General features: G+C 72.8%; 19 protein-coding genes, 1 tRNA gene and 1 other RNA gene. 8 read left to right on the forward strand and 13 right to left on the reverse strand.

The window, feature by feature from the left end; translation table 11 throughout:
* Window positions 1-9: 9 nt before the first annotated feature.
* Entirely contained in the window at window positions 10-810 is an 801-nt protein-coding gene (locus Aru02nite_RS23895) for a sugar phosphate isomerase/epimerase family protein (RefSeq protein ID WP_203661431.1), read from the reverse strand.
* Window positions 807-1,835, reverse strand: a complete 1,029-nt coding sequence (locus tag Aru02nite_RS23900; RefSeq protein ID WP_203661433.1) for a LacI family DNA-binding transcriptional regulator — start codon at window positions 1,833-1,835, stop codon at window positions 807-809. The genes Aru02nite_RS23895 and Aru02nite_RS23900 overlap by 4 nt, the downstream gene beginning before the upstream one ends.
* A gap of 289 nt (window positions 1,836-2,124) precedes the next feature.
* Between Aru02nite_RS23900 and Aru02nite_RS23905 the strand changes: the two genes are divergently transcribed.
* The 4 genes from Aru02nite_RS23905 (at window position 2,125) to Aru02nite_RS23920 (ending at window position 6,035) form a co-directional block, all read left to right on the forward strand.
* Entirely contained in the window at window positions 2,125-3,249 is a 1,125-nt protein-coding gene (locus Aru02nite_RS23905; protein WP_373324969.1) for a Gfo/Idh/MocA family protein, read from the forward strand.
* Window positions 3,250-3,257: 8 nt separating this feature from the next.
* Window positions 3,258-4,406, forward strand: a complete 1,149-nt coding sequence (locus Aru02nite_RS23910; protein WP_373324967.1) for a dihydrodipicolinate synthase family protein — start codon at window positions 3,258-3,260, stop codon at window positions 4,404-4,406.
* Between the two features lie 5 nt (window positions 4,407-4,411).
* Window positions 4,412-5,296: a sugar phosphate isomerase/epimerase family protein gene (locus tag Aru02nite_RS23915; protein ID WP_239076909.1), complete on the forward strand. Its 885-nt coding sequence runs from the start codon at window positions 4,412-4,414 to the stop codon at window positions 5,294-5,296.
* A gap of 67 nt (window positions 5,297-5,363) precedes the next feature.
* The gene (locus tag Aru02nite_RS23920) at window positions 5,364-6,035 is read left to right on the forward strand and encodes a flavin reductase family protein (RefSeq protein WP_239076910.1); all 672 of its coding nucleotides are present in this window, start codon (window positions 5,364-5,366) and stop codon (window positions 6,033-6,035) included.
* A gap of 151 nt (window positions 6,036-6,186) precedes the next feature.
* Here the strand turns inward: Aru02nite_RS23920 and Aru02nite_RS23925 are convergent, their stop codons facing one another.
* The 5 genes from Aru02nite_RS23925 to ffs form a co-directional block, all read right to left on the reverse strand.
* Window positions 6,187-7,191: an NADP-dependent oxidoreductase gene (locus Aru02nite_RS23925; protein WP_203661438.1), complete on the reverse strand. Its 1,005-nt coding sequence runs from the start codon at window positions 7,189-7,191 to the stop codon at window positions 6,187-6,189.
* Between the two features lie 58 nt (window positions 7,192-7,249).
* On the reverse strand, window positions 7,250-7,849 hold the full coding sequence (gene recR, locus Aru02nite_RS23930; RefSeq protein WP_203661440.1) for a recombination mediator RecR: 600 nt from the start codon (window positions 7,847-7,849) through the stop codon (window positions 7,250-7,252).
* A 10-nt stretch (window positions 7,850-7,859) separates the two neighbouring features.
* A complete protein-coding gene (locus Aru02nite_RS23935; RefSeq protein WP_203661443.1) occupies window positions 7,860-8,204 on the reverse strand; it encodes a YbaB/EbfC family nucleoid-associated protein in 345 nt (114 codons plus the stop codon).
* A 113-nt stretch (window positions 8,205-8,317) separates the two neighbouring features.
* A complete protein-coding gene (locus Aru02nite_RS23940) occupies window positions 8,318-10,507 on the reverse strand; it encodes a DNA polymerase III subunit gamma and tau (RefSeq protein ID WP_203661445.1) in 2,190 nt (729 codons plus the stop codon).
* 131 nt (window positions 10,508-10,638) lie between these two features.
* An RNA gene (ffs, locus tag Aru02nite_RS23945) (signal recognition particle sRNA small type) lies at window positions 10,639-10,733 on the reverse strand.
* Between the two features lie 100 nt (window positions 10,734-10,833).
* On the opposite strand from ffs, the gene Aru02nite_RS23950 reads away from it, so the two are divergent.
* Window positions 10,834-10,918, forward strand: a tRNA-Ser gene (locus Aru02nite_RS23950).
* 160 nt (window positions 10,919-11,078) lie between these two features.
* On the opposite strand, the gene Aru02nite_RS23955 is transcribed toward Aru02nite_RS23950, so the two are convergent.
* Window positions 11,079-11,438: an MmcQ/YjbR family DNA-binding protein gene (locus Aru02nite_RS23955; RefSeq protein WP_203661447.1), complete on the reverse strand. Its 360-nt coding sequence runs from the start codon at window positions 11,436-11,438 to the stop codon at window positions 11,079-11,081.
* Between the two features lie 50 nt (window positions 11,439-11,488).
* On the opposite strand from Aru02nite_RS23955, the gene Aru02nite_RS23960 reads away from it, so the two are divergent.
* On the forward strand, window positions 11,489-12,511 hold the full coding sequence (locus Aru02nite_RS23960) for a DNA polymerase IV (RefSeq protein ID WP_203661449.1): 1,023 nt from the start codon (window positions 11,489-11,491) through the stop codon (window positions 12,509-12,511).
* 540 nt (window positions 12,512-13,051) lie between these two features.
* Window positions 13,052-13,372 (forward strand): nuclear transport factor 2 family protein, encoded by a 321-nt coding sequence (locus Aru02nite_RS23965; RefSeq protein ID WP_203661451.1) that lies wholly within the window; start codon window positions 13,052-13,054, stop codon window positions 13,370-13,372.
* A gap of 277 nt (window positions 13,373-13,649) precedes the next feature.
* On the opposite strand, the gene Aru02nite_RS23970 is transcribed toward Aru02nite_RS23965, so the two are convergent.
* The 4 genes from Aru02nite_RS23970 to Aru02nite_RS23985 form a co-directional block, all read right to left on the reverse strand.
* The gene (locus tag Aru02nite_RS23970; protein WP_308446275.1) at window positions 13,650-14,657 is read right to left on the reverse strand and encodes an LLM class flavin-dependent oxidoreductase; all 1,008 of its coding nucleotides are present in this window, start codon (window positions 14,655-14,657) and stop codon (window positions 13,650-13,652) included.
* A 60-nt stretch (window positions 14,658-14,717) separates the two neighbouring features.
* A complete protein-coding gene (locus Aru02nite_RS23975) occupies window positions 14,718-15,488 on the reverse strand; it encodes a PIG-L deacetylase family protein (protein WP_203661453.1) in 771 nt (256 codons plus the stop codon).
* Between the two features lie 261 nt (window positions 15,489-15,749).
* A complete protein-coding gene (locus tag Aru02nite_RS23980) occupies window positions 15,750-16,106 on the reverse strand; it encodes a VOC family protein (protein WP_203661455.1) in 357 nt (118 codons plus the stop codon).
* Between the two features lie 129 nt (window positions 16,107-16,235).
* Complete coding sequence (locus Aru02nite_RS23985) at window positions 16,236-16,445, reverse strand: hypothetical protein (RefSeq protein WP_203661457.1); 210 nt, start codon at window positions 16,443-16,445, stop codon at window positions 16,236-16,238.
* Window positions 16,446-16,693: 248 nt separating this feature from the next.
* Here Aru02nite_RS23985 and Aru02nite_RS23990 point away from each other — a divergent pair, with 248 nt between their 5' ends.
* Window positions 16,694-17,521 carry a maleylpyruvate isomerase family mycothiol-dependent enzyme gene (locus Aru02nite_RS23990; protein WP_203661458.1) on the forward strand — a complete coding sequence of 276 codons (828 nt, stop codon included), beginning with the start codon at window positions 16,694-16,696 and terminating at the stop codon, window positions 17,519-17,521.
* An 82-nt stretch (window positions 17,522-17,603) separates the two neighbouring features.
* On the opposite strand, the gene Aru02nite_RS23995 is transcribed toward Aru02nite_RS23990, so the two are convergent.
* The gene (locus Aru02nite_RS23995) at window positions 17,604-18,335 is read right to left on the reverse strand and encodes a ZIP family metal transporter (protein ID WP_203661460.1); all 732 of its coding nucleotides are present in this window, start codon (window positions 18,333-18,335) and stop codon (window positions 17,604-17,606) included.
* Between the last annotated feature and the right edge of the window lie 53 nt (window positions 18,336-18,388).

Raw genomic sequence — 18,388 nt, forward strand, 5'->3', positions numbered from 1 at the left:
GCCGTGACGTCAGGACTTCACCAGCGCCACGAAACCCGGGAGTACCTCGGCCAGGGGTGCGGCCTCCGGATGCCAGGCGCGCTCCCACTCCAGCGAGAGCCAGCCCGCGTACCCGCGGGACCGCAGCTCGCCCAGCACCTCGCCGAGCGGCAACACCCCCGTACCGGGCGCGACCGGCGCCTTCTCGTCCGCCGACGGAATGTCCTTGAGCTGCACGTACGCCAGCCACGGCGCGACGGTCGCCGCGGACTCGGCCGGCGTCTCGCCACCGAGCCAGGTGTGCATGACGTCCCAGATCACACCCAGCGGTACTCCGTCCACAGTGGACACCCCGGCCGCGTCGGCCGCCGCCGCCACCACCCGTACGGCATCGTCGGCGCGGCGGTGCGAGTCGTGCGTCTCCAGCAGTACGCCGACGTTCGCGGCGCGGGCGGCCTCGGCCACCGCCGCCAGCCGGCGTACCGCGCGGTCGTCGGCGACCGGGGACGGCGTCCCGCCACCCGGAAAGACCCGCACGTACCGCGCGCCGAGCGTCGCCGCCGCCTCGATGTGGCGATGCAGGTCGGCGACCACCTCGCCGTCGTCCGCCTCCCCCGCCACCCGGATGTACGAGTCCAGCGCCAGCGGCGTGATCCCGTTGTCCCGCAACCGATCCCCGGTCTCGGCGAGCTGTCGCGCGGACAGTCCGGGGTGGATCGGCTCACCGTCCGCGTACCGGAACTCGACGCCCGTGCAGCCCGACCCGGTCGCGAGACCGATCACCTCGTCCAACGGCAGGCCGGGACAACCGAGCGTGGCGAACGCGATCACGGGCGTACCTCCGCGGTGCTGGCGCGCAGCACGACCTCGGCGTCGACGCGGACCACCCGCGGCTCGGCCGACTCCGCGCGCGAATCGAGTACGAGGTCGAGGGCGCGCGCGCCCATCTCCTCCAACGGCAGCCGTACCGTCGACAACGGCGGCGCAAGATCCCGTACGGTCGGGATGTCGTCGAAACCGGCCAGCGACACCCGGCCCGGCACCGCGACGTGCAGATCGCGCAGCGCCGCCAACGCACCGATCGCCATCACGTCCGACAGCGCGACCACGCACGTCACCTCGTCGAGTACGCCCGACTCGTGCAGCCGGCGGACCGCCTCGTAGCCGCCGTCCCGGGTGAAACCGCCGTCCGCGACCCGGTGGTTCGGCAACTTCGCCGCCGCCCGACCCAACTCGTGCCGGAACCCCAGGTACCGGTCCCGCACCGTCAACAGATGCTCCGGCCCCGTGATCAGCGCGAAGTCCCGGTGCCCCAGCTCCAGCAGCGCGCGGGCCAGCGCACGCGCACCACCCTGGTTGTCCGGCAACACCGTGTCCACCTCGAACCGGTGCTGACTCACCACCGCCACCCGGCCACCGCCCGCCTGGTACGACGCCAGCGCCGTGCGCAACAGCTCCGTACGCTCCCGGTCGTGGTAGCCCGAGCCCGCCAGGATGATCGCCTGCGCGCGCTGCTGGTGCAGCATCCGCACGTACGCCAGCTCCCGGTCCGGATCCCGGAACGTGCACGACATCATCACCAGCAGGTCGTTCTCCGCCGCATGCCGCATCGCGCCGCCGGCGATCGCCGCGAAGTACGGATCGCTCACGTCGTGCAGGACCACGCCGACGCTCGCCGTGTGGTTGCCGGCCAGCGCCTGCGCGTGCGCGTTCGGCGTGTACCGCAGCTCCGACGCGGCGGCGACCACCTTCTCCCGCAGGTCGGCGCGGACCACCCGGGTACTCCCGTTGAGCACCCGGGACGCGGTGGCCAGCGAGACACCCGCCTGCCGCGCCACCTCGGCGAGAGTCGCCACGTGCCTTCCCCCTTGTGAGAACGTCGCCCGCCCCGGGTCGCCTGGGACATCCCTACCATCCGCCGGACATGCCGGAGCTGTGGGGCGTGCTTGACCCGCCGGGGCGATCAGTCTACGGTACGGCAAGCGCTTTCCAAGCAAACGCTTTCCGTGTGTCGTAATCGACCAAAGCGGACATTGTCCAACTGTTCAACAGTTGGACAATGACACAGTTGAACAATTGGACAATGTCGTTTTTGGGCTGTTTCGACGGGAGGACCTCGTGCCAGTACGCGAGATCGGCATCGCGATGAACGGTGTCACCGGCCGGATGGGGTACCGGCAGCATCTGGTGCGGTCGATCCTCGCGATCCGCGAGCAGGGCGGCGTCGAGCTGCCGGACGGTACGCGGATCGTGCCGGTGCCGATCCTGGTGGGCCGCAACGAGGAGAAGGTGCGCGGCATCGCGGAGCGGCACGGCATCTCCAGGTACGGCACGGATCTGGGCGCGGTGCTGGCGGACCCGACGGTCGAGGTGTACTTCGACGCGCAGGTGACGTCGGCGCGGGAGAAGGCGATCCTGGCGGCGATCGCGGCGGGCAAGCACGTGTACACGGAGAAGCCGGTGGCGGAGACGGTGTCGGGCGCGGTCGCGTTGGCGCGGGCGGCGCGGGACGCGGGGATCCGGGACGGCGTGGTGATGGACAAGCTGTTCCTGCCGGGTCTGCGGAAGCTGCGGCGGCTGATCGAGGGCGGGTTCTTCGGCCGGATCCTGTCGGTACGCGGGGAGTTCGGCTACTGGGTGTTCGAGGGTGACTGGCAGGAGGCGCAGCGCCCGTCGTGGAACTACCGGGCGGCGGACGGCGGCGGCATCGTGCTGGACATGTTCGCGCACTGGAACTACGTGCTGGAGACGCTGTTCGGCCGGGTGGAGGCGGTGACGGCGCGGGCGGTGACGCACATTCCGGAGCGGGTGGACGAGCACGGCGCGGCGTACGCGGCGGATGCGGACGACGCGGCGTACGGGATCTTCGAGCTGGCGGGCGGGATCGTCGCGCAGGTGAACTCGTCGTGGTGCGTGCGGGTGAACCGGGACGAGCTGGTCGAGTTCCAGGTCGACGGTACGGAGGGGTCGGCGGTGGCGGGGTTGCGCCGGTGCCGTGTCCAGCACCGGGCGACGACGCCGAAGCCGGTGTGGAATCCGGATCTGGCGACGCCGGAGCCGTTCCGGGAGCAGTGGCAGGAGGTCCCGGACAACACGGAGTTCGACAACGGGTTCAAGGTGCAGTGGGAGGAGTACCTGCGGCACGTGGTGACGGGTTCGCCGTTCCCGTACGACTTCGCGGCGGCGGCGCGGGGTGTGCAGCTGGCCGAGCTGGGGTACGCGAGTTCGCGGGACGGGCGGCGGATGGCCGTGCCCGAGATCGAGCTGTGAGGGGTTCCGTGCAGATCTCACTGCCCACTGTGGACGGTTCGCTGGCACCGTACACGCTGCGGGACACCGTGTCGTGGCCGAGGCCGGACGGTACGGCGAGCGCCCGGGTCGCGTACGCGGCGGCGCATGTGGTGGCGGATCCGTTGGGGGACAACGTTCCTGGCGCGCCGGCGGTGGTGGACTGGGACGCGACGCTGGCGTACCGGCGGCATCTGTGGTCGTACGGGCTGGGCGTGGCGGACGCGATGGACACGGCGCAGCGCGGGATGGGGCTGGACTGGGCGGCGACCCGGGAGCTGATCCGGCGGTCGGCGGCGGAGGCGAAGGCGACGCCGGGTGCGCTGCTCGGCTGTGGCGCCGGCACCGACCACGCGCCGGCCAGTCTGTCCACTGTGGATGAGGTGGTCGCGGCGTACGAGCAGCAGGTCGGGGTGGTGGAGGACGCCGGCGCGACGGTGATCCTGATGGCCAGCCGGCAGCTCGCCCGGATCGCCCGCGGCCCCGAGGACTACGCCGAGGTGTACGGGCGGCTGTTGGGGCAGGTGCGGCGGCCGGTGATCCTGCACTGGCTGGGCGAGATGTTCGATCCGGCCCTCGCCGGGTACTGGGGGTCGACGGACGTCGCCGCGGCGACCGCGACGTTCCTGGACATCATCCGGGCGCATTCGTCCACTGTGGACGGTGTGAAGGTGTCGCTGCTGGACGCCGGGCACGAGGTGGCGCTGCGCGCCGCGCTGCCGGCGGGCGTACGGCTCTACACCGGGGACGACTTCAACTATCCGTCGCTGATCGAGTCCGGATCCCATGCGCTGCTGGGCATCTTCGACGCGATCGCGCCCGCCGCGTCGGTCGCGCTCGGCGCGCTCGCGGCCGGCGACACCGACCGGTACCGCGCGGTCCTCGACCCGACCGTACCGTTGTCGCGGCACGTGTTCGGCGCGCCGACGTACCACTACAAGACCGGGATCGTGTTCCTGGCCTGGCTTGCCGGCCACCAGCCGGCGTTCACGATGGTCGGCGGGATGCAGAGCGCGCGCAGCCTGCCGCACCTGGCCGAGACGTTCCGGCTGGCCGACGCCGCCGGGCTGCTGCCCGACCCGTACCTGGCGGTCGCGCGGATGCGGAAAGTCCTTGCGCTGCACGGGATCGAGGGGTGAGCGGCGTGGACCTCGACGTCCCCACCGGTACGCCCGCGGCGGTGCCGACGCCGCAGCCGGGTGATCCGCGGCTCGCGCGGCTGTCGCTGAACCAGAAGACGGTGAACCGGCTCGGCGTCGCCGAGGCCACCGATCTCTGCGTACGCCACGGGTTCGGCGCGATCGGGCTGTGGCGCGAGCCGGTCGCCGAGATCGGTACCGCGCGTGCCGCCCGGCTGGTACGGGACGCCGGGTTGCGCGTCTCGTCGCTGTGCCGCGGCGGTTTCCTCACCGCCGCCGACGAGGCCGGGCGTACCGCGGCGCTCGACGACAACCGGCGCGCGATCGACGAGGCGGCCGCGCTCGGCACCGACACCCTGGTACTCGTGGTCGGCGGGCTGCCGGCCGGTTCGCGGGACCTGGCCGGAGCGCGGCAGCGGGTCGCCGACGCGCTCGCAGTCCTGGTGCCGGTGGCCGCCGACGCCGGCGTGCGCCTCGCGCTGGAACCGATGCACCCGATGTTCTGCGCCGACCGCGGCGTACTGTCCACAATGGAGCAGTCGCTCGCGGTGGCCGCACCGTACCCGGCGTCGCAGGTCGGCGTCGTGGTCGACACGTACCACGTGTGGTGGGATCCGGCGGCGTACCAACAGATCGCGCGCGCGGCGGGCCGGATCGCGTCGTTCCAGGTGTGCGACTGGGTGGTGCCGCTGCCCGCGGACACCCTGCTGGGGCGCGGCATGATGGGCGACGGGACCATCGACTTCCGGAGCTTCCGCCGCGCCGTCGACGCCGCCGGGTACGACGGGGACATCGAGGTGGAGATCTTCAACGCCGACGTCTGGGCCGCCGATCCCGACGCCGTCGCCGCGACCGTCGCCCGGCGGTACGTGACCGAGGTGCTCGACTGAGCGCGGCGCCAGCGCGACGACCGAAAGCCGCCAGCCGTCGGCGTTCCGGCGACACAGACTGGACCGCGTGAGCCGACACGCCCCGATCGAACCCTCCATCCTGTACTTCGGCACCCCGGTGGTGCTCATCTCCACGCGCAACGAGGACGGCACGCCGAACCTCGCGCCGATGTCGTCGGCGTTCTGGCTGGGTTGGCGCGCGATGCTCGGCCTCGGCGCGCGCTCGCAGACCGCCCGGAACATGGCTCGTACCAGGGAATGCGTGCTGAACCTGCCGTCCGACGCGATGGCGGACGCGGTCGACCGGCTGGCGCTCACGACCGGCACGTACCCGGTGCCGCCGACGAAGCTGGAGCGCGGCTACCGGTACGAGCCGGACAAGTTCGGTCGCGCCGGGCTCACCCCCGAACCCGCCGAGACGGTACGCCCGCCGCGCGTCGCCGAGTGCCCGGTGACGATGGAGGCGGTCGTCGAGGCCGCGCACCCGGTCGCCGACGAGGCCGACGACCTGCGCGGCGGCATCCTCGCGTTCGAGGTACGGATCCTGCGCGTGCACGTACACGACGGGATTCGCTTGCGCGGCAAGGAGAACCACATCGACCCGGACGCGTGGCGCCCGCTCATCATGAGCTTCCAGCAGCTGTACGGGCTCGGCCCCCGGGTACGCGAGTCAACGCTCGCCCGCATCCCCGAGCACCTGTACCGCAGCTCCGACGTGGACCGCGCCGCCCTCGCCTGATCCCCCGCGACCGTCCTGTTCGGACCGTCCGAACAGGACGGTCGGGCAGGCCGAAGATATCGACGAAACTGTCCGAACAGGACGGTCAGGACAGCCACGCGACAGCCGAGTCCGCTCCGTCCGAACAGGACTGTCGGGGCGGGAAACCCCGTCAGGGCAGGCGAACGAGCATCTTCCCCAGGTTGTCGCCGCGCAGTACGCCGAGGAACGCGTCCGGTGCCTGCGCCAGCCCGTCCACGAACGTCTCCCGGTACACCAGCGACCCGTCCCGCAGCCAGCCGCCCACCCGCGACACGAACTCCGGCCGCAGGTCCGCGTGGTCGCGTACCAGGAAGCCGCGCAGCGTCAACCGCCAGCCGATCATCCGCGCCAGGTTCCGCGGCCCCGGCGGCGCCGACGTCTCGTTGTACGCGGAGATCGCCCCGCACAGCGCCGCCCGCCCGTGCACCCGCAGCTGCCCGACCGCGGCCTCCAGGTGATCGCCGCCCACGTTGTCGAAGTACACGTCGATGCCGTCCGGCGCCGCCGCGCGCAGCTGCTCCGCCACCGGCCCGTCGTGGTAGTCGAACGCCGCGTCGAAGCCCAGCTCACCGGTCACGTGCGCGACCTTCGCCGCCGACCCCGCGCTGCCGACCACCCGGCCCGCGCCGAGCAGCCGCGCGAACTGCCCCGCCGCGCTGCCCACCGCACCCGCGGCGCCCGACACGAACACCACGTCGCCCGGTTGCAGCGCCGCCACCGCCACCAGCCCCGCGTACGCGGTCAGGCCCGTCATGCCCAGGATCCCCAGGTACGCCGACGCCGGCGCCACGGCCGGATCCACCCGCACCGCGTGCCCGGCGTCGAGCACCGCGTACTCCCGCCAGCCGGAACCGTGCAGGACCAGGTCACCGGGCGACAGGTCGGGGCTGCGCGACTCGACGACCTCGCCGACCGCGCCACCCTCCAACGGCGCACCCACCTGGAACGGCGCCACGTACGACTCGACGTCGTTCATCCGACCCCGCATGTACGGGTCCACCGACATCAGCGTGTTGCGTACGAGGACCTGGCCGTCGGCCGGCGCGGGCACCTCCGCGGTCACCAGGTCGAAGTTCTCCGCCGTCGGCCAGCCGCGCGGACGCGACGCCAACCTGATCTCCCGGCTCGCCACCATTCCCCGAGCTTAGAGGCCCGCCCGGCGCCCCGCCCGCCGTCCGGCCAGGCCCGCCGGGTCACACGTCCAGCGCGCGCCGCCCCTCGAACGCGCGGCCCAGCGTGATCTCGTCCGCGTACTCCAGGTCGCCGCCGACCGGCAGCCCCGACGCCAACCGGGTCACCGCGATACCCATCGGCTTCACCAACAGCGCCAGGTACGTCGCGGTCGCCTCGCCCTCGGTGTTCGGGTCGGTGGCGAGGATCAGCTCCTTCACCGCGCCGCCGGACAGCCGCGTCATCAGTTCCCGGATCCGCAGGTTGTCCGGCCCGACGCCCTCCAGCGGGTTGATCGCCCCGCCGAGCACGTGGTACCGACCGCGGAACTCGCCGGTCCGCTCGATCGCGACGACGTCCTTCGGCTCCTCCACCACGCACAGCACCTCGTCGGTACGCCGCGCGTCACGGCAGATCCGGCACTCGTCGGCCTCCGCCACGTTGAAGCAGATCCGGCAGAACCGGACCTGTTCCTTCACCCGGCGCAGCGCCGTCGCCAACCGCGTCACGTCCGCCTGCTCCGCCGACAGGATGTGGAACGCGATCCGCTGCGCACTCTTCGGGCCGACCCCGGGCAGCCGCCCCAGCTCGTCGATCAGGTCCTGGATGGCACCCTCGTACACCGGGGTGGTCCTACATGCCCAGGCCGGGCAGGCCGCCGGCCATGCCGCCGAGGCCACCGGCGATCGGGCCCATCTTCTCCTGCTGCACCTTCCGGGCCTCCTCGGTCGCGCTGCGCACCGCGGCCACCACCAGGTCCTGCAGGGTCTCGATGTCGTCCGGGTCGACGACCTTCGGATCGATCTCGATGGACCGCAGCTCGGCGCTGCCGGTCACGGTCGCCGTCACGAGGCCGCCGCCGGCGCTCCCCTTGACCTCGGTCTCCGCCAACTCCTCCTGCGCCGACGCGAGCTGCTCCTGCATCTTCTGTGCCTGCTTGAGCAGTTGCTGAAGGTTCGGCTGTCCGCCACCCGGCATCACGGCGACTCCTCGACGCTCGTCGGTACCCGTTCTCGTCAAGAAGCCTAACCGCCGGCCACCCCACCCGACCGCCAGCGGGTACGGACAGCGCCACCGGCCGCCGACCACCGTCAGGCTTCGTCGATCCTCTCCGCGCCCAGCGTCTCCACCAGCAGGGACAGCGCCTGCTCCTCGGCCGTGGCGATCGGCGACGGCAGCGCCTTCGCCGGGTCGAGCGGCTCGTCGGTCGGCTCGTCGCCCGGCGCGAACCCGTCGTACCCGTTGAGGTTCGCCGGCACCGGATCGTCCGGCGAGAAGTCCGTCGGGCCGTCCGGTACCTGCCACTCCGGCTCGGCGCCCGCCGGACGTTCCTTCGTCGCCACCGCGGCACGCGGCTCGGCCACCGCCGTCGCGGTCGCACCCGCCCCACCGCCCGGCGACTGCCGCGGCGGCTCCGGCGCCGGCGCCGCGACACCACCCGGCCGCGCCGTCTCCGGCCAGCCACCCGACTCCGACTCCGGCGCCGGCGGCTGCGCCGGCGCCTGCGGGCGGGGGGGGGCCGGCGCCGGCGGAGCGGCCGCCGGACGCTGCTGCTGGGCCGGCGGACTCGGGTTCGCCTGGCACCGGATCCGCCACTTGGTACCGAGGACCGCCTGCAACGCGTCCTGCAGTACGCCGACGACGGTGTCGTCGTTGAACCGCCCCGCGATCCCGGCGTTACGCGCCTTGAGTACCAGCGTGTCGCCGTCCAGCGCGTACGGCGCGGCGTTCTGCAGGAGGCTCCACACCACGCGGCGGCGCTTCGTGTGCTCGACGATCGCGTCCCACGACCGGGTCACCGCCTGGATGTCCGTACCGCCGGCCGGAACCACGGCTGCCGCCGGCGCCGGCGCGGCCGCTGCCGGCGGGGTCGACGCGGTCGGCGTGTCCGGCTCCGCCACCCGCGCGGCTGGAGTCGGCGCGGCCTGGGTCGGCCCCACCTGAGTCGGTCCGGCCGGGGTGGGCGCCGCCTGTGTCGGCGCTGTCGAAGTCGCTGCTGTCGGAGTCGGCGCTGTCGAAGTCGGCGCGGACTGACTCGGTGCCGCTGCCGGCGCCGGGGCGGGAGCTGGCGCGGCGGGCGGTGCCGACGGGGGTGCCGCGGCGGGCGGGAGCGGGGCGCCGGTGGCGACGCGCCGCTCCAGCATCTCCAGTCGCTGCAACAGATCCGTGGTCGAGTCGCCGCCGGGCAGCAGCATCCGGGCGCACAGCACTTCGAGTACGAGACGGGGGGAGGTGGCGCCGCGCATGTCGGTCAGCCCGTCGTGCAGGATGTCCGCCATCCGGGACAGGCTGGCCGGGCCGAGCCGGGACGCCTGGGCGGCCAGCCGCTCCTGCTCGTCCGGCGGTACGGCGATGAGGCCCTTGCCGACGGCGTCGGGCACCTGGTTCAGCACGATCAGGTCGCGCAGCCGTTCCAGCAGGTCGGAGGCGAACCGGCGCGGGTCGTGCCCGGCCTCGACGACCCGGTCGACCGCGGCGAACAGGGCCGCGCCGTCCGCGCCGGCGAGCGCGTCGACCGCCTGGTCGAGCAGGTCGGCGTCGGTGACCCCGAGCAGCCCCACCGCCCGCTGGTACGTGACGCCCTCGTCGCCGGCGCCGGCGAGCAGTTGGTCCATGATCGACATCGAGTCGCGGACCGAACCGCCGCCCGCCCGTACGACCAGCGGGTACACCGCCGGATCGACCTGTACTCCCTCCAGTCCGCACACCCGCTCCAGATGCGCGCGCATCGTCCCCGGCGGTACGAGACGGAAGGGGTAGTGGTGGGTCCGCGACTTGATCGTGCCGAGGACCTTGTCCGGCTCCGTCGTCGCGAAGATGAACATCACGTACTCCGGCGGCTCCTCGACGAGCTTGAGCAGCGCGTTGAAGCCGGCCGACGAGACCATGTGCGCCTCGTCGATCACGTACACCTTGAAGCGGGAGTTGACGGGGGCGAAGAACGCCTTCTCGCGCAGCTCGCGGGCGTCGTCCACGCCGCCGTGGCTGGCCGCGTCGATCTCGATCACGTCGATCGAGCCCGGCCCGTTCGGCGCGAGCGCGCGGCACGACTCGCACTCGCCGCACGGCTCCGGCGTCGGCCCCTTCGCGCAGTTCACCGAACGGGCCAGGATGCGCGCGCTCGACGTCTTGCCGCACCCGCGCGGCCCGCTGAACAGGTACGCATGGTTCAGCTTGCCGTTGCGCAGCGCCGCGATCAGCGGCTCGGTCACGTGCTCCTGGCCGATCACCTCGGCGAAGGTGCGCGACCGGTACTTGCGGTACAGCGCGATGTTCGCCACCGCGTCTCGCCCCCTTCTCCGGGACACCTGCGGACGAGCCCCGGAGGGGAAGTCTAGGCCAGCGGTGGGACACTCCCCGCCCGACGCGGACACCGACCCACGACGCGCCGTACGACCGGCCCGACGGGTACGAAAGGGCCCCCCGTGCACCCGCCAGAGCTCGCGTACCCTTGCTGCCTTCCGGCCCTGGGGGAGTTGACGAGATGAGCGCCGCACGAGGGGCTGGCACCACTGTACCGTGTCCTCCGAGGCCCCTCCCACCGGCGTGGGCCGCCCCACCCGACGCCCCGTCGGAGCGCCGCCACCCGTCCGGTATCGTGTCCGGCGGAGGATTCGCCTAGTGGCCTAGGGCGCACGCTTGGAAAGCGTGTTGGGGGCAACCCCTCACGAGTTCGAATCTCGTATCCTCCGCCGCCTGAACAGGCAAAACACCGCCCCGGACCAGCTACGGTCCGGGGCGGTGTTGCATCCGGTCTCAGTTCTCCCGTCAGGCGGGCACTCGGGCCGGTGCCGTGTTCGGGCCGGTCGCCGGGGCGGTGCCACGCATGACCGTTTCGCCGGACCGCCCCGGTCAGGAGCGGGTGTGGGAGTGCAGCGGCGGGTGGCTGCCGGCGAGCTTCTTCGGTACGCACATGCGCCAGGCGTCGAGGACCAGTTCCCGCATCTCGACCTCGTCGAGTGCATCGAGTCGCACCCGCACCCAGTTGTACCGCTCGTCGGACGGAACGGGCATCAGGAACCTGTCCGGGTCGGCGGCGACGAAAGCGGCACGTTCCTCCTTCGGGTACCCGAAGCCCATGATCGTCTCGTCCCGGGAGAACGCGACGAACACGAGCCGACCCACCCGGAACTTGACGCGGTCGTACACGAGGGCCTCGGTGGTGCGGGGCAGGGACAGGGCCCAGGCGCGCACCTGGTCGACGGTCACCATGCGGTCCGGTCTACACCTGCCCCCCGACAGTTCCGCGGGAGAATGGCGGGGTGGCCCGCTGGGTGCTGCACGTCGATCTCGACCAGTTCGTGGCGGCGGTGGAGGTTCTGCGCCGGCCGGAGCTGCGCGGGCGGCCCGTCGTGGTCGGCGGGGACGGCGACCCGACGAAACGCGGCGTCGTCAGCACCGCCTCGTACGAGGCGCGCGAGTTCGGGGTGCACTCGGGGCAACCGCTGCGTACGGCGGCGCGGTTGTGCCCGGACGCGGTGTTCCTGCCCGTCGACCGCGCGGCGTACGAGGCGGCGTCGGAGCGGGTGTTCGCCGTGCTGCGCGGGTTCGACGCCGTCGTGCAGGTACTCGGCTGGGACGAGGCGTTCCTCGGCGTCGACGCCGACGACCCGGAGGAGTACGCGGGGGAGATCCGGCGCCGGGTGCGCGCCGCCACCGACCTCGACTGCACCGTCGGCATCGGCACGAACCGGTTGCAGGCCAAGCTCGCCACCGGGTTCGGCAAGCCGGCCGGCGTCTTCCGCCTCACCGACACCACCTGGTACGCGGTGCTCGGCGACCGGCCGACCGACGCGCTGTGGGGCATCGGCGCCAAGACCGCGCGCAAGCTCGCCGCGCTCGGCCTGCGTACCGTCGCGGAACTGGCCGCCGCCGATCCCGAGACGCTCGCCGCGCGGTTCGGCCCCGCCACCGGACCCTGGCTGGTACGCCTCGCGCAGGGTCGCGACGACGGCGCGGTCACCGGCGAACCGTACGTGCCGCGGTCGCGTAGCCGGGAAACCACGTACCAGCAGGACATCGCGGACTGGGACGCCGTGCGGCGCGAGATCGTACGGCTGGCGCGGCTCGTCGCGGCCGACACCGACGGGCGGCCCGTCGACCGGGTCGTCGTCAAGGTGCGCTACGCGCCGTTCCTCACCCGTACGCAAGGGCGGCAGCTCGCCACCCCCACCACCGCACCGGACCTCGTCGCCGACGCGGCACTCGACGCGCTCGACGGCTTCACCCCCGACCGTCCGGTACGCCTGCTCGGCGTACGCGCCGAGTTCGCCCCCGACCCGTAGCCCGCAAGGTGCGTCGTACCAAGGGATCGCGGCAGGTTCCGGGAGTGGCGCTGTTGTACACCCGACACCCGAGGTGTACGCCGGGCGGTCCGCGCCGTGCGCTGGGTCGCCAGCCGGCGGCACCGCCGCACGGCACGCGGCCCCGCAGCTGCGGCGGCTGCCGGATACGCGGCGGGTACGGGTCGGCCGCACCCGATCGGACCGCCGGTTTCCGAACTGCCGCAACGGATCCGTACCGGCGAACCGGACGCTCCGGTGGTTCGGACAGCGCCGGCGCGGGCCCGTCCACGCGCCGGCACACCTGACGACCACCCCGATCCCCGCGTACGCGAAGGGTTGTGTCCGTCGCCCGCTGGTCCACACCCGGCGCCGGTGTCGACCAGCTCGCCACGGACCCCGACGCCGACCTACGCGAGGCGGTCACGGACTTCCGGGACACCGCCGAGTGACCGCGGCATACCGGATGGTGGGGCCGATGCGGGCGAACAGCGCCACCGCCGGGGCGCACCGGCCTACGGTGAGGACGACGGAGGGGGCGCCATGATCGACGTCGAGCAACTCACCAACCCCGAGGTACAGGCGCTGGTCAAAGCCATCAACGCCGGCGACCGCCTCGCGTTCAGCGAAGCCCTCACCGCCGACGCCACCATGACCGACGACGGCACCCAGCGCGACCTCATGCCCTGGGCCGAACGGGAGATCTTCGCCAGCCACGGACACCTGGACGTCGAATCCGAGACCGACGACGGGCTGACGCTCATCGCCCGGTACCGCAACGACACGTGGGGCGAGATGCGTACGACCTGGCGGTTCACCGTGGCGGGCGGGCTGATCAGCCGCTTCGACACCGGGCAGGCGTGACCGCGCGCCTGCTTGGCGGGGCGGGTTCGGCGTTCGGCGGGGGCCGCTGTTGCGGGGCTGGGCGGTCGGGCTCGGAGTACGGGGGGTCAATGCGTGTGGCCATGGTTGACCGCACGCATGACTTGCGGCGCTGGCCACATTGTTCAATTGTTCAACAAGTCAACAATTGGACAGTTGAACAATTGAACAATGTGCTCCAAGATCAACTCGGCGCGGACCGCCCAACCACCCCAGCGTCCGCGGCCGCCCAACCACCCCAGCGTCCGCGACCGCCCAACTACCCCAGCGCCTCGGCCACCAGCTCGTACGACCGCACCCGCGCCGCATGGTCGTACGCGAGCGTGGTGATCATCAGTTCCTGGCTGCCGGTGCGTGTGGCGAGGTCGGTGAGCTGGTCGGCGACGGAGGCCGGGTCGCCGACGATGGTGTGCCGGGCGCGGTCTTCGATGAACAGCCGGTCGAGTTCGGTGTACGGGTGGTTCTCGGCTTCGTCGGGGCTGGGCAGCGGCCCGGGCCGGCCGGAGCGCAGCCGCAGGAACGACAGGGTCTGCGAGGAGGCCATGCGGCGGGCTTCGGCGTCGGTGTCGGCGCAGTAGACGGCGACACCGATCATGGCGTACGGCTCGGCGAGGTCGTCGGAGGCCCGGAACGATTCGCGGTACGCGGCGAGGGCGGGCAGCGTGTTGTCGCCGGCGAAGTGGTGTGCGAAGGAGAACGGCATGCCGAGGGCGCCGGCGAGTTGCGCGGAGTACCCGCTGGAGCCGAGGAGCCAGATGGGCGGCCGGAAGCCGCGTCCGGGTACGGCGCTGACGGCGGCGTACGGGTGGCCGTCGGGGAATTCGCCGTCGAGGAAGCCGATGAGTTCGCCGAGTTGGCGGGGGAACTCGTCGGCGGCGGGGGACGCGTCGCGGCGCAGGGCGTGTGCGGTGACCTGGTCGGTGCCGGGGGCGCGGCCGAGGCCGAGGTCGATGCGGTCGGGGTGCAGCGCGGTCAGCATCCCGAACTGTTCGGCGACGACGAGCGGCGCGTGGTTGGGGAGCATGACGCCGCCGGAGCCGACGCGGATGCGTTCGGTGGCGGCGGCGAGGTGGGCGATCAGTACGGGCGGGGAGGAGCTGGCGATGCCGGGCATGTTGTGGTGTTCGGCGACCCAGTAGCGGTGGTAGCCGAGGCGTTCGGCGCGGGTGATGAGGTCGACGCTGTTGCGCAGGGCCTCGGCGGGTGTCGACCCGTCCGCGACGGGCGCCAGGTCGAGTACGGACAGCTTCACGTCAGGCAGAGTCACGTAGTGGAGCAACACTCCGGTTAGCGGCGATCTTCCCGCGGGACGGTCACGTCACGGTCGTCAGTTCGCGAGGGCGTGCAGCATGCCGGTCCGCGCGGACGTCAGGTACCACTCGTGCCGGTACGTGTCGGCGAAGCCCGGTACGTCGACCTCGGTGGGCCGGATCTGGCTGGCGTGCGCGGCCATCGCGTCGCGTTTCGCGGCGAGTTCGGTGGTACTGGCCGAGACGCGTACCCGGATGTCCGCGGCGGGCCGCCCGTACTCGCCGGTGTGCCCGCTGGCGGCGTCGACCAGGTGGGTACCGCCGCGGGTGCGCAGGTGGTCCCGGTCCACCGTCGCCTCGTACGCGGTGGCGCCGGACAACCGCGCGGCCAGCGACCCGATCCGGTGTACGGCGACGTGGTCGGGATGGCCGTAGATGCCGCGGTCGTCGTAGTGCACGACGGTGTCGGCGGACTCCTGCTCGGCGACGTCGGCGAGCCGGCGCGCGAGCCGGTCGGCGCGGCCGCGGGCGAGCGCGCGCGGGTGCCGCGCGGACGGCCAGCCGACCATGCCGGAATCCCTGCGCCCCAACAGAACCAGCCGCGCCACGCCGAGCCGGTCGGCGGCGGCTTCGAGTTCGGCGAGGCGGCGCCGGTGTACGGTCTCGCCGGGCCGCAGCGCGGCGTACTGCTCGCCCAGTTCGCCGCCGGTGGCCATGACGAGGACGACGCGCGCGCCACGGTCGGCGAGGCGGCGCATGGTGGCGGCGGTGAAGATCGCCTCGTCGTCGGGGTGCGCGTGCAGGACGACGACGGCGCGACCGCGCAGGTCGGTACGGACGGTGCTCATGGTGTGCTCGCTGACTCGACGGCACCCGGACGCTCGGCCGGGGCGGATCCGGACAGGACCCGGGCGTCGGCCTACGCGATGGGTGGCGGCGACGCCCGCGGCGGGGACGGCTCGCCGGAACGGCGAACGGTCGTCAGCGACAACAACACGCACACGCGGCAGCGACGATCGGCGCGGGGCCGGTCACGATGCTTCGCGGGTACGTCATGGTCGACGATTCTGCCACGCCCCCGTCGCGGTACGCACGCGACCCGGCGCGGGTCACAGCGGCTGCGACACGATCCACCGGTGCCCGTACGGGTCGGCGACGCGGCCCTGGCGGTAGCCGTAGTCGTGGTCGGCGAGCGGGAAGACGACGGTGGCGCCGGCCGCGCGTACCCGGTCCCACCGGGTGTCGGCGTCGGGCACCTGGAGGGTGAGCAGCGCCGGGGTCTGCGGGTCGGTCGGATCCGCCTCCTTCACCGCGAACCGCGCACCGTCGACGGCCAGTTCGGCGTGCACGATCGTGCCGTCGACGACGTGCCGGGACACTTCGGTCGCGCCGACGGCGCGGGCGTAGAAGTCGATCGCGGCGGGCGCGTCGCGTACGGCCAGGGTCGGGATCAGCGTGGTCTCCATGCCCCCAGCGTGCCCGGCACCGGGCCCGGGGTCTTGGACAAATCCGAGGTGGCGGCCGGATCGCTTGAGCCACAACGGAAAGAGCGCGCGAACCAGCGGCACGACCTGGTGGCCGGGCGAGCGTGCGCGTCAGGCGGCCGGCACGTGCCGGCGGCCGGGTGTGTCCTCGACGAGTTCGAGGTCGGCCAGGTTGAGCAGCTCGGCGACCTCGTCCACGGAGGTGCAGACGGCCACCGGGTACCCGCGGTGGCTGACGCGCAGCAGGTCGCCGGTGTGGCCGTCGGGCCAGCTCCCGGTGACGTGTTCGACGGTCCACCGACCGTCCCTGCTGCGGTACATGTTCACGACGGTAAGCCGACTTCCTTGGTATGGCCTGGAAAACGGCGCCCGGTGTAACGGAGGAAACGGTCTGCGCGTTGCGCCCGCCACACCGGTGACCCTTCGGCCGATGGCGGCCCCGTCCGTTCGGCGTAGCGTCGGCTGTGACTCCCGCCGCGCGTCACGTTCCGGTGGCTGCCTCCCCAGGCCGCGCGGTGGGAGGCCCGTCCACCCGGCCGATGTCGTACCTCGGGGCTAATGTCCGGCACATGCCGACCATCGACGAGCACCTGGTGGCCCTGCGGCGGGCCGGTGACGCGCTGGCCTCGGCCGCGGCGCGCGTCCCCTTCGACACTCCGGTACCGGACTGTCCCGGTTGGCACGTCCGGGATCTCGTCCGGCACACCGGCGGCGTGCACCGCTGGGCGGCCGGGTTCGTGCGTACCGGGCGGACGCGGCCGACCACGGCGGACGAGGAAGCCGAGCTGATGACGAGCCCGGTCGCGGACGACGACCTGCTGGCCTGGTTCCGCGCGGGGCACGCCGCGCTGCTCGACGCGCTGCACGCGGCACCGGACGACCTGACGTGCTTCACGTTCCTGCCGGCGCCGTCCGCCCGGGCGTTCTGGGCGCGGCGGCAGGCGCACGAGACGACCGTGCACCGCATCGACGCCCAACGCGCCGCCACCACGGCGGATCCGGTACCGGCCGGGAGTGCCGCGTACGCCGCGGGTGACGCGGACCCGACCGCGTACGCCGCGGGCGCGGTGGGTCCGGTGCCGGCGGGGCTCGCCGCCGACGGCGTGGACGAGCTGTTGACCGGGTTCTTCGGACGGCCGAAACGGCTCCGTTGGGCCGAACCGGCCACCCTGTCCCTGCGCGCGCCGGACGTCGGCCGCGACTGGCTCGTCCGCGTCGGACCCGACGGCGTACGGGTCGGCGCCGGTCCGGGTGACGCCGACTGCGCGGTCACCGCCCCCGCCGCCGAGCTGTACCTGCTGCTCTGGAACCGCCGCGACACCTCCGGTCTCGACGTACGCGGGGATGCGGGGGTGCTGCGCCGTTGGCGCGCCGAGGCGCACGTCACCTGGAGCTGACGGGCCCGCGACCACCACCCCGCGGCCCCAGCCCGCGACCGCCACCCCGCGGGCTCGGCCCGCGACCACCACCCCCGCGGGGTCAGCCGGCGACGGCCACCACGACGAACATGAAGGCCATGCCCACCACGGTCATCCCGAGCGTGAGCCGGCTGGGGTGCCGGGCGTGCGCCTCGGGCAGGATGTCGCTGGTCGCGATGTAGAGCAGGAACCCGGCGAAGAACCCGAGGTACAACCCCAGCACCGATTCCGGTACGTGGATGAACAGCGTCACCGCGGCACCCACCACCGGCGCCACCGCGTCGAGCGTGAGCAGGGTCAGCGCGCGCCGCCGGGCGTTGCCGTACAGGGAGGTGATGGTGAAGGTGTTGAAGCCGTCGGCGAAGTCGTGCGCGACGACGGCGAGGGCGACGGTGATGCCGACGGCGGTGTTGGCCTGGAAGCCGAGTCCGATGCCGAGCCCGTCCATGAAGCTGTGCGCGACGAGCGCCGACGCGGCGAGGATGCCGACGGTCGGGTAGTGGTGGCCGTGCGAGTCGTACTCGTGCTCGTGGCCGCGGTGCAGCGCGGTGCCGCGTTCGATCACGTGCAGCGTCAGGAAGCCCGCGGCGAACGTGACCATCACCGCCGGCACCCCGAGCACGTGGTACGCGTTCTGCTCGAACATCTCGGGGATGAGGTCGAACGCCACGACGCCGAGCAGTACGCCGGCGGCGAGGCCGAGGATCAGGTGCAGCTTGTCGCGGGCCCGCAGCGCGACGAGGCCACCCATCAGGGTGGCCACCAGGGATACCAGCGTGACGAGGACCGCCATGCCCGCCAGCATAAGAGAGAACGATTTTCCTTTCGCTTCCCGTCCCACCGACG

It is taken from the genome of Actinocatenispora rupis (assembly GCF_016861975.1).
GTDB lineage: Bacteria > Actinomycetota > Actinomycetes > Mycobacteriales > Micromonosporaceae > Actinocatenispora > Actinocatenispora rupis.